Source organism: Undibacterium sp. CCC3.4 (assembly GCF_034347425.1).
Classification (GTDB): Bacteria; Pseudomonadota; Gammaproteobacteria; order Burkholderiales; family Burkholderiaceae_D; genus Undibacterium.
Genome location: NZ_CP133779.1, coordinates 3,394,432 through 3,408,159, shown reverse-complemented (window position 1 = coordinate 3,408,159; position 13,728 = coordinate 3,394,432). Strand labels below are relative to the sequence as shown.

Genomic DNA, 13,728 nt, shown 5'->3' with positions numbered 1-13,728 from the left:
AAGATAGCTTGTGCGCCGACAAACCGCTTCGGCATACCGCAAAATTCACCCATCATCAACTATTCAAGGAGTACTGCAATGAACAACAATCTGCGCCGCATCTATAAGTCGGCAAGCCTGATATTTTTCAGCATTTTTCTCGCCGGCGTCATGCAGCAGGCCAGTGCAGCAACGGGTGTCGATCTCGATCGCGAAGCGAAAGAATCGCTGCAGCTTCTATATAAAAGCAACCCCACTGCCGAGACCTTGTCTAAGAAGGCCCGTGCCATTTTAGTTTTCCCTAAAATCATCAAGGCCGGACTGGTTCTTGGTGGCAGCTATGGTGAAGGCGTGCTGATCAAATCCGGGCATGCCAACGAATACTTCAATGCGACCTCCGCCTCTTGGGGATGGCAGGCCGGGGCACAATCATACGGCTACGTGGTATTTTTGATGAGTGAAAAAGTCGAACAGAGCTTACGCGCTACCCACGGCTGGGAAGTGGGCGTCGGGCCGAGCATGGTATTAATGAATGAAGGTGTGGCAAAGAATCTGTCTACCTCCAGCTTACAAGACGATTCCTATGCATACATTTTCGATCAATCGGGTTTGATGGCCAGCATCAGCATCGAGGGAACCAAGATCACGCCTATCAAACGCTGATCTAGCACGGAGTTGGCGGCGCTAGGTTAGCGCCATCAAATAGCCAGCAAGCGCTACGGCACTTGCTGGCTATTTTGCGTTCTGTGGCGCAAGCACAACTTAATGCCACTCGCGTCGTCTACTTTCTAACGCGGGCCGGCGGCACGCTACCGAGCAGATGATCCCATAGCGCACTACTGACGCCATAACAGCGTTCGGAGTAGGCACCGTGGTGCAGTGCATGCCAACGTTTTCTAGTTCGTAGCCAACGGCTGCTGCCATGCCAATGATGGGTCGCATGGTGGGTCACGATATATACAAAATAAGCAATCACACCACCCAGCGTCAGTGCAAGCGCTTGGAAAAACGGCAAAAACATGAGTGCCGGACAAAACACCAACAAGTAAATCAATAAGGCACTGACGACGGTCGGTGTTCCTATACGCGCTTGTGGTCGGGCATGGTGTTGCTTGTGCCAATCGCTGAAGGGCGCGACACCATGCAAAATATAACGATGAATGCCATATTCAATCGCACTCGCTGCGAGCAAACCAAGCACCAGCAAGAGCAATGCAGTTAGCCTTGCTGTCGCCGGACAAGCCAGCCATAAAAGAAGCAGCAGTGCCGGGATACTGGCAGCGTAAAAAACAAAGTCGGCAATCAGCGCCCGTCTGCTGTGTTCAAAGTTCAAGATAGACATAGTTGCCTCAAATAAAAATGATGCCCAGACCGATTACTCGGTCAAAGGCATCTGGCCAAACATTACATTTTATTAAATTTTTCTTTCGCAGCAGAGATGCACATATCTTTAGCGGCATCAACGAGCGCATCGCATTTTTCTATCGCAGCTTGATAACGGGCATCCGCCTTGCCGCTCTTGGCTTGGGGCTGCCCCGCGCTCACTTTGGTATTGGCGCTGGCGTTGCCAATCGCTATAATTTTGTCGGCATTGGCCTTTTCAATACACGTATCTTGATCACTCCCGGCTGGGCTGGCACAAAGCAGTTTCGCCACTTCATAGTCGGCCAGGGCAATTTCCTTGGCAGCGCTGGTGCGGGTAGCGGGCGTATTTGTCAACTCAGCCTTGGCATTGGCTTTGCTCTGTATCGCCGACGCTTTCGCCTCAGCAATACAGACATCTTTGGAATTATCAGTCATTGCACTACACTTAGCGCTGGCCGTTTTATAATCGTTTTCGGCAGATTCGTTGGCCGCTTTGTAAGTCGCCGACGCTGCGCTGCTCGCTGCCAATACGGCGGCAGACCATGTCATCGAACACATCAATACCATAGCAAATAATTTTTTCATTTTTCTTCCCGTGAGAGTGAGGTCAGGCTGGATAAACACGCCCAGCAGATCACCGGATCATTCCGATAAACCATATTGCACTATGCAAAACAAACATTTCTGTTCGCCAACGAACATTGAAAGCAGCGAAAAAGTGTTTGTAGGCGTATCAGCAAAAAACGCAGAGGCCGCGACATGTACGCCATGTCGCGAGCAAGCAAACGCGCAGTCAATCCATCCCCGGCTCAATTATGCGGCCGTTCTGGATGCCAACTGGCGCAGCACATAATGCAGAATACCGCCGTGGCGGAAATACTCGACTTCCTTGGGTGTGATCAATAACACCTGCGCCTGGAAGGACAGCACGCGACCGCTACTGCCGCTGGCACGGACCTCAACGAGCTGGCTACTACCATCGCGCAGACCGGTGATATCGAATAACTCATCGCCGCTCAAACCGAGTGAGACGGCGCTCTGGCCGGCCATAAATTGCAGCGGCAACACGCCCATGCCGACCAAGTTGGAACGATGGATGCGCTCGAAGCTCTCGGCGATCACGGCCTTCACTCCCAGCAGCAAGGTGCCTTTGGCAGCCCAATCGCGCGATGAGCCAGTGCCATATTCCTTCCCGGCCACCACCACCAGTGGCACCCCCTCAGCCTGATATTTCATTGCCGCATCGTAAATGGCGAGTTTTTCTTGCGACGGATAATGAATCGTATTACCGCCCTCCTCACCGTTCATCATCAGGTTTTTGATGCGGATATTGGCGAAAGTACCGCGCACCATCACGTCGTCGTTGCCACGACGCGAACCGTAGGAGTTGAAATCCGCCGGTAATACCCCACGCGATTGCAGAAAGCGACCTGAGGGCGAGTCGGCCTTGATGTTGCCGGCCGGAGAAATATGGTCGGTGGTAATCGAATCGCCAAACAGGCCGAGCAGACGCGCGCCATGGATATCGTCGATGCGACCGATGTCCATCTGCATGCCCTCGAAGTAAGGCGGTTTCTTAATGTAACTTGAGGCCTCATCCCAAGTGAATGCCTCCCCATCTGGCGAGCTGATCTGGTTCCAGCGCTGGTCGCCGGCGAACACATTGGCATAGTTACGAGTAAACATGTCCGGGCTGAGGCTGCGCGCGATCAAATCACCAATTTCCTTGTTCGATGGCCAAATGTCATGCAGATACACCGGTTTACCGTCGCTGCCCTTGCCTAGCGACTCGCGCGTCAAGTCGATATTCACCGTACCGGCCAGTGCGTAGGCGACCACAAGAGGTGGCGAGGCAAGATAATTCATTTTCACTTCCGGATGCACGCGCCCTTCAAAGTTGCGGTTACCGGACAATACGGCCGCGACCACCAAATCTTGGCTGGCGATATGCCGCGACACGTCGTCCGGCAAAGGCCCGGAATTACCAATACAGGTGGTACAGCCATAACCGACGATGAAAAAGCCAAGTTCCTCCAAGTCAGCAAGGAGACCGGCTTTTTTCAAATAATCGGTCACCACCAGCGACCCTGGTGCCATGGATGTCTTCACCCACGCTGCCACCCGCAAACCCTTGGCCCTGGCATTGCGCGCGACCAGCCCAGCGGCGATCATCACCGCAGGATTGGAAGTATTGGTACACGAGGTGATCGCGGCAATCACCACCGCGCCATCCTGCAGACTGGCATCCTGGCTTGTTATCAAAGCCTGCTCCGACGCGGGGACGACGGCCTGACGCTCGACGGCGGTGTCACCACCCTCATCTTCAAAGCGTTGCACAGATTCTTGATCCAGCTTGCGGTGGGCGATGAAATCGAGCAAGTTCGTCTGGTAATTATGCTGCATGTCCGACAACAGCACCTTATCCTGCGGTCGTTTCGGTCCTGCCAGCGAAGGCAAGACCGTGCTCATATCCAAATGCAACGTATCGCTATAAATGGCTTCCACACCAGTCGGCCAAAGGCCTTGCGCCTTAGCATAAGCTTCGACTAAGGCGATCTGTTCCTCGCTGCGCCCAGACAAACGCAGATACCTTAAAGATTCCTCATCGATAGGGAAAATACCGCAGGTAGCGCCGTATTCGGGAGCCATATTGGCAATAGTCGCGCGGTCCGCCAGTGGCAAGTGCTTGAGCCCATCGCCGTAAAACTCGACGAATTTATTGACCACCCCAAAGCTGCGCAACATTTGCGTCACGCTCAGCACCAAGTCCGTCGCGGTTGCACCTTCAGGCAATTGACCGCTGAGCTTGAAACCGACTACCTGAGGGATCAACATAGAACTCGGCTGACCGAGCATGGCAGCTTCGGCTTCGATGCCCCCGACTCCCCAACCCAGCACCCCCAAACCATTGATCATGGTCGTGTGTGAATCGGTTCCGAACAGCGTGTCGGGGAACGCATACTTCACACCATCAATCGTCCGTTCCATCACGACGCGCGCAAGATGTTCGAGGTTCACCTGATGCACAATGCCTGTATTCGGTGGCACCACCTTAAAATTAGTGAAGGCCTTCTGGCCCCAACGTAAAAAACTGTAGCGCTCACCATTGCGGGCAAATTCAATTTGCGCGTTGATTTCGCGCGAGTTCGACTGACCAAAGGAATCGACCTGTACGGAGTGATCAATCACGAGCTCGGAAGGAATCAAGGGGTTGATATTGCTGGCTGAACCACCGAGCTTGACCACCGCATCGCGCATCGCCGCGAAATCGACAATGCAAGGCACGCCAGTGAAATCTTGCAGCACCACGCGCGCCGGCATAAAGGCGATTTCCGTACTTGGCTGCTCGCTTGCCTGCCATTGAGCAACAGCCGTAATCGAGGCCTTGCTAACCGACACGCCATCTTCGCAGCGTAGCAGGTTTTCCAATAAAATCTTCAGCGAAAACGGCAATCGTGCCAAGTCGAAGTGCTGGCCGAGTTTTGCTAAACTGAAGATGATGTAATCGTTGCCGTTGACACTGAGCGTGTCGCGGGTGGAGTAAGAATCGCTCATAGGTTCTCCTGGAAAATGTGAGGAATAACTGAGGAATATAGAAGAAATGACAGGCTGGTAACATAATGCGCCTGCCTTTTAATATACGCCCATGTCGCTATTTGTGCTTTGATGTAATTCTCCGCGACGCGACGACGAAGCAATTATTTAATACACTACGCGGGCCGAAATCGTCCCCTCAATTTCCAACAACTTGTGCAAACCCAGCGCCGAACAGTCGACATCGACATCCATCACCAAATAGCCGAGCGCATCCTTAGTCATCAAACTTTGTGCCGAGATATTGATCCCGTTTTCAGCAACAATGCGGTTAATCGCCGACAACACACCGGGAATATTTTTATGTATATGCAACAAGCGATGCTTACCAAAGAAGCGTGGCAGCGCCACTTCTGGGAAATTCACGGCTGACAAAGTGGCACCGGTGTCGGAGTAGCGAATAAATTTCTCGGCCACTTCCACACCGATATTGGCTTGCGCTTCCAAGGTAGAACCACCGATGTGCGGGGTTAACAGCACATTATCGAAGCGCCGCAGCGGCGAGACGAATTCGTCAGCATTACTTTTCGGCTCTTGCGGAAAAACATCGATCGAGGCCGCACCGATCTGCTTGCTGTCGAGTGCAGCAGCCAGCGCCTCAATATCGACGCAACTACCGCGCGCGGCATTGATAAAAATACTGCCGGGCTTCATCTTTGCAAATTGCGCGTCACCCATCATATTTTCAGTCGCCGCCGTTTCCGGCACATGCAGCGTGACCACATCGGCTTGCGCCAACAGCGCAGCCAAGCTGGCGAGTTGATGGGCATTACCCATAGGCAGTTTGGTGATGACATCATAGTAAATCACCTGCATGCCCAAGGATTCGGCGAGCACCGACAATTGACTGCCGATATTACCATAGCCAACAATCCCCAAAGTCTTGCCACGCGCTTCAAATGCACCTAGCGCAGACTTGGACCAAGCACCACGATGTAGCTGGGCATTTTTTTCTGGAATGCCACGTAACAACAGTATCGTTTCAGCCAATACCAGCTCTGCCACCGAGCGCGTATTCGAATACGGCGCATTGAAAACCGGAATACCTTTCACCATCGCTGCATCGAGGTCGACCTGATTGGTTCCGATACAAAAACAGCCTATCGCAATCAACTTATCGGCCGCTTGCAACACCCGTTCAGTCATCTCTGTCCCCGAACGTATGCCGATAAAGTGGGCCGTACGGATTTGCTCGATCAAGGCCGCTTCATCGAGTGCCGTGCGTAAGTAGTCAATATTGGTGTAGCCATTGCGCTGTAACACATCAATGGCATTGTGATGTATACCTTCCAGCATCAGAAAGCGGATTTTTGATTTATCTAAAGAAAACTGGCTCATTCCCATTCCTATCAAACCGAAAACGATGATCCACAACCGCAGGTCGAAGTCGCAGCAGGATTTTTGATGACGAACTGTGCGCCTTCGAGGTCATCCTTATAATCGATTTCTGCACCAACCAAGTACTGATAACTCATAGAATCGACCAGCAATTGCACGCCATTTTTCAGCATGCTGGTATCGTCTTCATTGGCCACCTCATCGAAGGTAAAACCATACTGAAAACCCGAGCAGCCACCGCCTTGCACAAACACGCGTAACTTCAAGTCTGGGTTACCCTCTTCTTCAATCATTTGGGCGACTTTCATCGCGGCATTTTCTGTGAAAATGATCGCTGCCGGCATTTCAACAATTGCATTCATATACAACTCCAAGTAAATAATATGATTAAATTACGCCGGCACGAGCGGCTTGCTCATCAGCGTGGTAGGAACTACGTACCATAGGGCCGCACGCAGCATTCACAAAACCCATCTGGTAAGCCGCTTGCTCAAATACTTTGAACACATCGGGGTGGACATAGCGGCATACCGGCAAATGCCCACCCGATGGTTGAAGATACTGGCCGATGGTCAACATGGTGACCTGGTGTGCACGCAAGTCATGCATGACTTGCAGAACCTCGGCATCGGTCTCACCCAGGCCTAGCATGATCCCCGATTTAGTCGGTATGCTTGGGTGGGCTTGCTTAAACCGAAACAACAGATTGAGTGAGTTCTGAAAATCGGCACCGGGCCGCGCTTCCTTGTACAGACGCGGTACGGTCTCAATATTGTGATTGAGCACGTCTGGCGGCGCAGCGCTGAGAATTCCCAACGCCAGATTGAGCCGACCACCGAAGTCAGGCGTCAAAATTTCTATCCGCGTGGCCGCGGCTTGCATCCGTATCTGGCGAATACATTCAACAAAGTGACTGGCACCGCCATCGGCTAAATCATCGCGATCAACCGAGGTAATGACGACGTAATTGAGCTTCATTAAAGCAATCGTTTTGGCCAGCCGCTCAGGTTCATTGGCATCAAGTGCATCGGGGCGACCGGTACTGACATGACAAAACCGACAGCGCCGCGTGCATTTATCCCCCATGATCATGAAGGTCGCCGTGCCTTTACTCCAACATTCGCCGATATTCGGGCAGGATGCTTCCGAACACACTGTCACCAAAGCATTCGACCGCACGATTTCCTTGATGTCGTTATAACGGCCGCTCGATAAAGCCGCCTTGGCGCGTATCCAGGAGGGCTTTGGCAATCGGTCTTCAGAACCTATATACTCGCGCTTGGTCTTCTGCGCGTCTCTTTGCTGGTCGGGCCGATGACTCTGACTTGGATAGGGCAATTCAGAGACAACATTTCTAAATGTAATGGTTTCCGTACTCATGTTATATGTGTCCTCGCTCGCTGACTTCTTTGTTTGTTTGCTTGTGGTTCACTATTGACCCAATGCTCAAGCCTTTACACCGCCAACACCACAATCTCCGGCGCGATGACCCGCAGCAGATTTTCTATGCCTTTGAGGGTACCCGAGATCGAACTCGGACAAGTGCCACAAGCCCCCTGGTAATGGATGCTCAAATAATTGCCCGCCAAACCAATCACATGCAGATCACCGCCATCGCCTTGTAGCGAGGGGCGGATTTGCTCATCGAGTAAGGCATTGATCTGCTCCAAACGCCGCTGATCTTCGGCACTGAGATCTTGCATCGCTTGGTTTGCTGCCGCCAGCGTGGCGACCGATTGCGCTGCCGCCGCCGGTGCCGCACGCAAGGGCAATGCAATCAAACGAACTAACTCTGGCCAGTCAGCATCGCCGTCTTGGGTGACGGTAAGCCAGCGGTCGACGTAAAACACATTCTTCACGTGTTCGATCTCAAACAAGGCACGCGCAAGCGCATCGTCCTGCGCTTGCGCGGCATTCTCATAAGAGTGTGGAATGCCCCAGCTCAGCGGCTCGTAGAGCGTAAACTTCACCGCATTCGGATTCGGGGTATCGTCAATTTCAGCAATTTTCGGCATGCTCATTCCTTAAATATAATTTCATGACCGCGCCTCGGTGGTGGCAGTGGCTAAGCCATCCTCTCCAGAATCATCCTCACTACACGCTTTGGCATTGAGCGCGGCATGCAATGTGTGCCACGGCAGAATCGCGCATTTGACACGCACCGGCAGATCGCGGATGCCGGAAAATACCCGCAGCCGACCCAGATGAGGGGCATCGGCCAAGGCAAGCTTGCCGGTCGCCATGGCGAGAAACTCAGCAATGACGATTTCGGCCTCGCTACGCGTCTTGCCTTTAACAGCCAGCGTCATCATCGATGCCGACGACTGACAAATCGCGCAGGCAGCCCCCTCAAACGCGATGCCTTCGATACACCCGCCCGCCAGCTCACAGCCCGGCTCTTTGCCCATATCGAGTTCAACATCGATATGATCGCCGCACAAAGGATTGTGGCCCACGGCATGGTGGCTGCGACAGGCCAGCCTACCGTAATTGCGGGGCTTCTTATTGTGCTCAAGAATCAGCTCTTGATACAGCGCTCTGGGATCAGTCATGAGACAAACACTTTCTGCACGGCGTGAATGCCGGCGATCAAGGCATCAACTTCTGCCATGCTGTTGTAAAACGCAAATGAAGCGCGCGCCGTCGCCGGTACTTTAAAACGCTGCATCAGCGGCTGCGCGCAATGATGGCCGGTACGTACTGCCACGCCTTCCACATTGAGCAAGCTGCCAATATCGTGCGGATGCACCCCGTCGAGCACGAACGAGAGCACGGCGGCCTTATGCGCAGCGGTGCCGATCAGTTGCACACCGGGAATCTCACGCATCTGCGCGGTAGCGTAATCCAGCAGCGCCAATTCATGCGCGGCAATCGCCGCCATCCCGATTGCCGACAGATAATCAACCGCAGCAGCAAGCCCGATCGCCGCGGCGATCGGTGGTGTGCCGGCCTCGAATTTATACGGAATCGTGTTGTAGGTAGTTTTCTCGAAGGTGACCGACAAAATCATGTCGCCGCCACCCTTAAATGGCTGCATCTGTTCCAGCAACGCGGCTTTGCCGAATAAAATGCCAATTCCAGTCGGACCACACAGCTTGTGCCCAGAAAATGCATAAAAATCGCAATCGAGATCCTGTACGTCGACCGCCAGATGCGGCACGGCTTGGGCACCATCTACCAGCACCGGCACCCCGCGCGCATGGGCAAAAGCGATCATCTGTTTGACCGGATTAATCGTGCCCAGCGCATTCGAGACATGGGTGACGCCGACAAACTTGGTGCGCGCATTGAACAGCTGCTCGTATGCATCAATCAGCAACTCACCGGCATCGTTGAGCGGCACCACGCGTAGCGTCGCACCCTTCTCTTGCGCCAACATTTGCCACGGCACGATGTTTGAATGATGCTCAAGCATGGTCAGAATAATTTCATCGCCGGGCCCGATGAACTTGCGGCCATAAGCATGCATCACCAAATTGATGGCATCGGTGGTGCCACTGGTGAAGATCACCTCACGTTCTTCGCGCGCGTGAATGAAATGCTGCAAAGTCCGGCGCGCCGCTTCAAATTCGGCGGTCGCCAGCTCCGACAGGGTATGCACGGCACGATGAATATTGGCATGCTGCGTGCTCTGATACCGCACCAGACGATCGATCACTTGATACGGCATCTGGCTCGAAGCCGCATTATCGAGATACACCAGCGGCTTGCCATTGAGCTTAAGCTTAAGAATAGGAAAGTCGGCACGAATCCGCTCAAGCGGAAAGCCGACTGCTGGGCTTGCTGTCATCTGAGTCTTCATGACAGGCTCGTCGTTTGTTCAAGCACGGTCTGCTCAAGTTGGCGTCTAAGCGAAGCCACCGGAATACGATCGATCAGCTCGGCAGCGAAGGCATACGTCAGCAAATTACGTGCAGCGGCGCGAGACAAGCCGCGGCTCTGTAGATAAAACAGCCCATCATCATCGAGCTGACCAACGGTCGCACCATGCGTGCATTTCACATCGGAAGCAAAAATTTCCAGTTGTGGCTTGGTGTCGATATGTGCCTTATTGGTCAATAGCAGATTACGGTTTGACTGTTGCGCATCGCTGTGCTGTGCACCTGGGCGCACCATGACCTTGCCATTAAAAACAGCATGCGCACTGCCACCGACGATACATTTATGGAGCTGGCGGCTAGTGCCATGTGGCATGGCATGATCGATACAGGTATGGGTATCGGCCACTTGTCGCCCCGAGATCAGAGTCAAGCCGTCGAGCGTGCAGGTGGCAGCCTCTTGTTGTTGCAGCACACTGAGCTGATAACGTGAAATGCGTGCGCCAAGTGCCAGATTCACCGACTGATAATGACTGGCGCGCCCCAGCGCAACCGCACAGTGAGCAAGATGAAATGCATGGCTGCCTTCGCGCTGTATCCGCACGTGCTGCACCTGAGCCTGATCAGCCAGCGCAATTTCACTCACCGCGTTGGTAAAATGCGCTTCCTCCTGCCACCGTGGGCGGTACAACACGACATACTCCTCGATCACCGTTACCGCACTGTCCGCTTCGGCAACAAGTAAACACCGCGGTGTGCTGACCACCTCTTTCTGGGTTGCGATAAACAGTAAATGTACTGGCGCCGCTACCACGACGCCACGCGGCACCAGCACCACGGCAGCATCCTGTAAGAATGCAGTATTGTGCGCCGCAAACACATCGCTGTTCAATACCGCATGCTGGCCGAGATGCGTCTCTATCGTACTGGCGTGTGTGGCAAGTGCCGCCGATAGATTGGAAACCACGATCCCATGCTCTGCGCCAAGGCCACTTATTGGCGTTGACAAATGTGCGGCGAACCGACCATCCACAAATACCAAGCGCTGCGCGGCTTCCTCAATAAAAAAGTGTGCAATTTCTGACAACTCTAACTGCGTCGCACTCTGCGCCGGTGAAAATTCGGTCTTGCTCAGAAGAGAAATATCGGTAAAGCGCCATTCCTCATCACGTGTAGTTGGCAGGTTCAAGCCTTGGGCGTGCGCGAGCGCCTCGCTGCGCAGCATAGTAAGCCACGGCCACCGGCTGTCAAAGGGTGGCGGCTGTGCCGCCAACAGCTGTGCCAGGTAAGTGCTGACAAGGTCAGGAATTGGTATGTTGGCGGTGTTCATATGCAAACACTCCCGCTCGCCTGTGCGGCTGCCGCATAGTCGGCACTGACCCAATCGTAACCGCGTGCCTCCAACTCCAGCGCCAAGGCTTTATCACCGGTCTTGATGATGCGCCCGCCCTCCATCACGTGCACAAAGTCGGGCACGATGTAGTTCAGCAAACGCTGATAGTGCGTCACCATGACGATGGCATTGCCCTGATTCGAGAGCTGCTTGACTCCCTGTGCGACAATTCTGAGTGCATCGATATCGAGGCCAGAATCGGTTTCATCGAGCACCGCCACCAGCGGCTCGAGCAAAGCCATCTGCAATATTTCATTGCGTTTTTTTTCACCGCCGGAGAAACCTGCGTTGACGCTACGGTCAAGGAAATCTGCATGCATCTCCAGCAGCTGCATTTTTTCCCGCACAAAATCGTCAAACTCCAGCGGGTCAAGCTCTTCCTTGCCGCGCTGTTTTTGCACCGTATTGTAAGTCAGGCGCAGGAACTGGCTGTTGCCCACCCCGGGTACTTCAATCGGATATTGAAAGGCCAGAAAAAAGCCGGCCCGCGCCCGTTCTTCCGGTTTCAGCGCTAACAAGTCCTGCCCCTCAAAGAGCACGCTACCGTTTGTCACTACATAGGCAGGGTGACCGGCCAGCACTTTCGCAAAGGTGCTCTTGCCGGAACCGTTTTGCCCCATGAGGGCGTGGATTTCACCACTCTTCACAGTAAAATCGAGATCCTTCAAGATAGCGATGCCATTCACGCTCGCGCATAATCCGCGTACTTCCAATAAGGTTTTGCTGTCTGGGTAAATCATCCGACACTTCCTTCCAGTTTAAAACTGAGGAGATTGCTCGCTTCAACCGCAAACTCCAGCGGTAATTGTTGAAATACGTCTTTGCAAAAACCATTGATAATCATCGATACCGCAGCCTCCGCATCCACGCCACGTTGGGCAAAATAAAACATTTGATCCTCACCGATCTTCGAGGTCGATGCCTCATGCTCAACTTGTGCCGTGTTATTGAGCACCTGGATATACGGAAAAGTATTGGCACCGCAGGCTTCACCGATCAACATCGAATCGCACTGAGAATAATTGCGCGCACCGGCGGCACCGGCAGTCATCTTGACCAGACCGCGGTAGCTATTATTCGATTTACCGGCAGAAATACCCTTACTGACGATGGTACTGCGCGTATTTTTTCCGATGTGTATCATCTTGGTACCGGTATCGGCTTGCTGATAACTATTCGTCACCGCCACCGAATAGAATTCACCGACCGCGTTATCACCGAGTAAAATCACCGATGGATACTTCCAGGTAATCGCGGCACCGGTTTCAACCTGAGTCCATGAAATACGCGAATTAACACCTTTGGCCAGACCGCGCTTGGTAACAAAATTATAAATCCCACCGACGCCGTTTTCATCCCCCGCATACCAGTTCTGCACGGTGGAATACTTGATTTCCGCATGATCGAGGGCCACCAGTTCGACCACCGCCGCATGCAACTGCTTACTACTGAAGGCAGGCGCAGTACACCCTTCCAGATAGCACACTGAAGCAGCTTCCTCGGCGATGATCAGAGTGCGCTCGAATTGTCCGGATTCTTCGGTATTGATACGGAAATAGGTCGACAAATCCATCGGGCACTTGACGCCCTTGGGAATGAAACAAAACGAGCCATCAGTAAATACCGCCGAGTTCAGCGCAGCGTAATAGTTATCGCGAATAGGGACCACGCTGCCTAAATATTTCCGCACGAGGTCCGGATGTTCGCGAACCGCTTCAGACATCGAACAAAAAATCACCCCGACTTCAGCCAGCTTGTCTTTATACGTGGTGGCGACCGACACGCTATCAAAAATGACATCCACCGCAACGCCCGCCAGTGCCATCCGTTCGTGCAAGGGCACGCCAAGCTTTTCGAAGGTACGCAGCAATTCAGGATCGACCTCGTCGATACTGCTTAGCTGCGGCTTTTTCTTGGGCGCAGCGTAATAGCTGATAGCTTGAAAATCGATAGGTGGATGCTTACAGTTTTGCCACTCCGGTGGCGTCATTGTCAGCCATGCCTGGTAAGAACTCAGACGAAATGCGAGCAACCAAGCCGGCTCGTTTTTCTTACTGGAAATCATGCGAATGATGTCTTCGTTTAAACCCTTAGGTGCGACATCGGACTCGATGTCGCTGACGAAGCCATGTCGATAGGCTTGATTGAGCAAATTTTGCAGTGCCGTACTCATTACACTTACCTCAATATTATCCCAGCGAAATAGATAAAATCAGACCTCTTGAACAAACCTGACGGTGT

Annotated in this window: 13 protein-coding genes; 1 reads left to right on the top strand and 12 read right to left on the bottom strand. The window is 53.1% G+C overall.

The genetic code is table 11. The features are described 5' to 3' along the window. Positions 1-78: 78 nt before the first annotated feature. Positions 79-642, top strand: coding sequence for a lipid-binding SYLF domain-containing protein (locus RHM61_RS15350; protein WP_322248166.1), 564 nt, complete (start codon positions 79-81; stop codon positions 640-642). A gap of 118 nt (positions 643-760) precedes the next feature. Here the strand turns inward: RHM61_RS15350 and RHM61_RS15345 are convergent, their stop codons facing one another. From RHM61_RS15345 to sufB, 12 genes are all read right to left on the bottom strand, one after another. After that, complete coding sequence (locus RHM61_RS15345) at positions 761-1,321, bottom strand: sterol desaturase family protein (RefSeq protein ID WP_322248165.1); 561 nt, start codon at positions 1,319-1,321, stop codon at positions 761-763. A 62-nt stretch (positions 1,322-1,383) separates the two neighbouring features. Beyond that, positions 1,384-1,929: a hypothetical protein gene (locus tag RHM61_RS15340; protein WP_322248164.1), complete on the bottom strand. Its 546-nt coding sequence runs from the start codon at positions 1,927-1,929 to the stop codon at positions 1,384-1,386. A 228-nt stretch (positions 1,930-2,157) separates the two neighbouring features. Continuing rightward, positions 2,158-4,899: an aconitate hydratase AcnA gene (acnA, locus tag RHM61_RS15335; protein WP_322248163.1), complete on the bottom strand. Its 2,742-nt coding sequence runs from the start codon at positions 4,897-4,899 to the stop codon at positions 2,158-2,160. A 147-nt stretch (positions 4,900-5,046) separates the two neighbouring features. Further along, positions 5,047-6,276, bottom strand: coding sequence for a phosphoglycerate dehydrogenase (gene serA / locus RHM61_RS15330; RefSeq protein WP_322248162.1), 1,230 nt, complete (start codon positions 6,274-6,276; stop codon positions 5,047-5,049). Between the two features lie 11 nt (positions 6,277-6,287). Continuing rightward, the gene (gene erpA, locus RHM61_RS15325; protein ID WP_322248161.1) at positions 6,288-6,638 is read right to left on the bottom strand and encodes an iron-sulfur cluster insertion protein ErpA; all 351 of its coding nucleotides are present in this window, start codon (positions 6,636-6,638) and stop codon (positions 6,288-6,290) included. Positions 6,639-6,663: 25 nt separating this feature from the next. Next, positions 6,664-7,656 carry a lipoyl synthase gene (gene lipA, locus RHM61_RS15320; protein ID WP_322248160.1) on the bottom strand — a complete coding sequence of 331 codons (993 nt, stop codon included), beginning with the start codon at positions 7,654-7,656 and terminating at the stop codon, positions 6,664-6,666. Positions 7,657-7,730: 74 nt separating this feature from the next. Further along, the gene (locus tag RHM61_RS15315) at positions 7,731-8,291 is read right to left on the bottom strand and encodes a NifU family protein (RefSeq protein WP_322248159.1); all 561 of its coding nucleotides are present in this window, start codon (positions 8,289-8,291) and stop codon (positions 7,731-7,733) included. A 21-nt stretch (positions 8,292-8,312) separates the two neighbouring features. Beyond that, complete coding sequence (sufU, locus tag RHM61_RS15310; RefSeq protein ID WP_322248158.1) at positions 8,313-8,828, bottom strand: Fe-S cluster assembly sulfur transfer protein SufU; 516 nt, start codon at positions 8,826-8,828, stop codon at positions 8,313-8,315. Next, positions 8,825-10,066 carry a cysteine desulfurase gene (locus RHM61_RS15305; protein WP_322248157.1) on the bottom strand — a complete coding sequence of 414 codons (1,242 nt, stop codon included), beginning with the start codon at positions 10,064-10,066 and terminating at the stop codon, positions 8,825-8,827. Before RHM61_RS15305 ends, sufU begins: the two co-directional genes overlap by 4 nt. 8 nt (positions 10,067-10,074) lie before the next feature. After that, the gene (gene sufD / locus RHM61_RS15300; protein ID WP_322248156.1) at positions 10,075-11,424 is read right to left on the bottom strand and encodes a Fe-S cluster assembly protein SufD; all 1,350 of its coding nucleotides are present in this window, start codon (positions 11,422-11,424) and stop codon (positions 10,075-10,077) included. After that, positions 11,421-12,227, bottom strand: coding sequence for a Fe-S cluster assembly ATPase SufC (sufC, locus tag RHM61_RS15295; protein ID WP_322248155.1), 807 nt, complete (start codon positions 12,225-12,227; stop codon positions 11,421-11,423). The genes sufD and sufC overlap by 4 nt, the downstream gene beginning before the upstream one ends. Further along, positions 12,224-13,660, bottom strand: a complete 1,437-nt coding sequence (sufB, locus tag RHM61_RS15290) for a Fe-S cluster assembly protein SufB (protein WP_322248154.1) — start codon at positions 13,658-13,660, stop codon at positions 12,224-12,226. The genes sufC and sufB overlap by 4 nt, the downstream gene beginning before the upstream one ends. Between the last annotated feature and the right edge of the window lie 68 nt (positions 13,661-13,728).

What these genes read in the sequence shown, in the direction of transcription:
- RHM61_RS15350 (WP_322248166.1), top strand. Translation starts at nt 79, where the DNA reads ATGAACAACAATCTGCGCCGCATCTATAAGTCGGCAAGCCTGATATTT.
- RHM61_RS15345 (WP_322248165.1), bottom strand. Translation starts at nt 1,321, where the DNA reads ATGTCTATCTTGAACTTTGAACACAGCAGACGGGCGCTGATTGCCGAC.
- RHM61_RS15340 (WP_322248164.1), bottom strand. Translation starts at nt 1,929, where the DNA reads ATGAAAAAATTATTTGCTATGGTATTGATGTGTTCGATGACATGGTCT.
- acnA (WP_322248163.1), bottom strand. Translation starts at nt 4,899, where the DNA reads ATGAGCGATTCTTACTCCACCCGCGACACGCTCAGTGTCAACGGCAAC.
- serA (WP_322248162.1), bottom strand. Translation starts at nt 6,276, where the DNA reads ATGAGCCAGTTTTCTTTAGATAAATCAAAAATCCGCTTTCTGATGCTG.
- erpA (WP_322248161.1), bottom strand. Translation starts at nt 6,638, where the DNA reads ATGAATGCAATTGTTGAAATGCCGGCAGCGATCATTTTCACAGAAAAT.
- lipA (WP_322248160.1), bottom strand. Translation starts at nt 7,656, where the DNA reads ATGAGTACGGAAACCATTACATTTAGAAATGTTGTCTCTGAATTGCCC.
- RHM61_RS15315 (WP_322248159.1), bottom strand. Translation starts at nt 8,291, where the DNA reads ATGCCGAAAATTGCTGAAATTGACGATACCCCGAATCCGAATGCGGTG.
- sufU (WP_322248158.1), bottom strand. Translation starts at nt 8,828, where the DNA reads ATGACTGATCCCAGAGCGCTGTATCAAGAGCTGATTCTTGAGCACAAT.
- RHM61_RS15305 (WP_322248157.1), bottom strand. Translation starts at nt 10,066, where the DNA reads ATGACAGCAAGCCCAGCAGTCGGCTTTCCGCTTGAGCGGATTCGTGCC.
- sufD (WP_322248156.1), bottom strand. Translation starts at nt 11,424, where the DNA reads ATGAACACCGCCAACATACCAATTCCTGACCTTGTCAGCACTTACCTG.
- sufC (WP_322248155.1), bottom strand. Translation starts at nt 12,227, where the DNA reads ATGATTTACCCAGACAGCAAAACCTTATTGGAAGTACGCGGATTATGC.
- sufB (WP_322248154.1), bottom strand. Translation starts at nt 13,660, where the DNA reads ATGAGTACGGCACTGCAAAATTTGCTCAATCAAGCCTATCGACATGGC.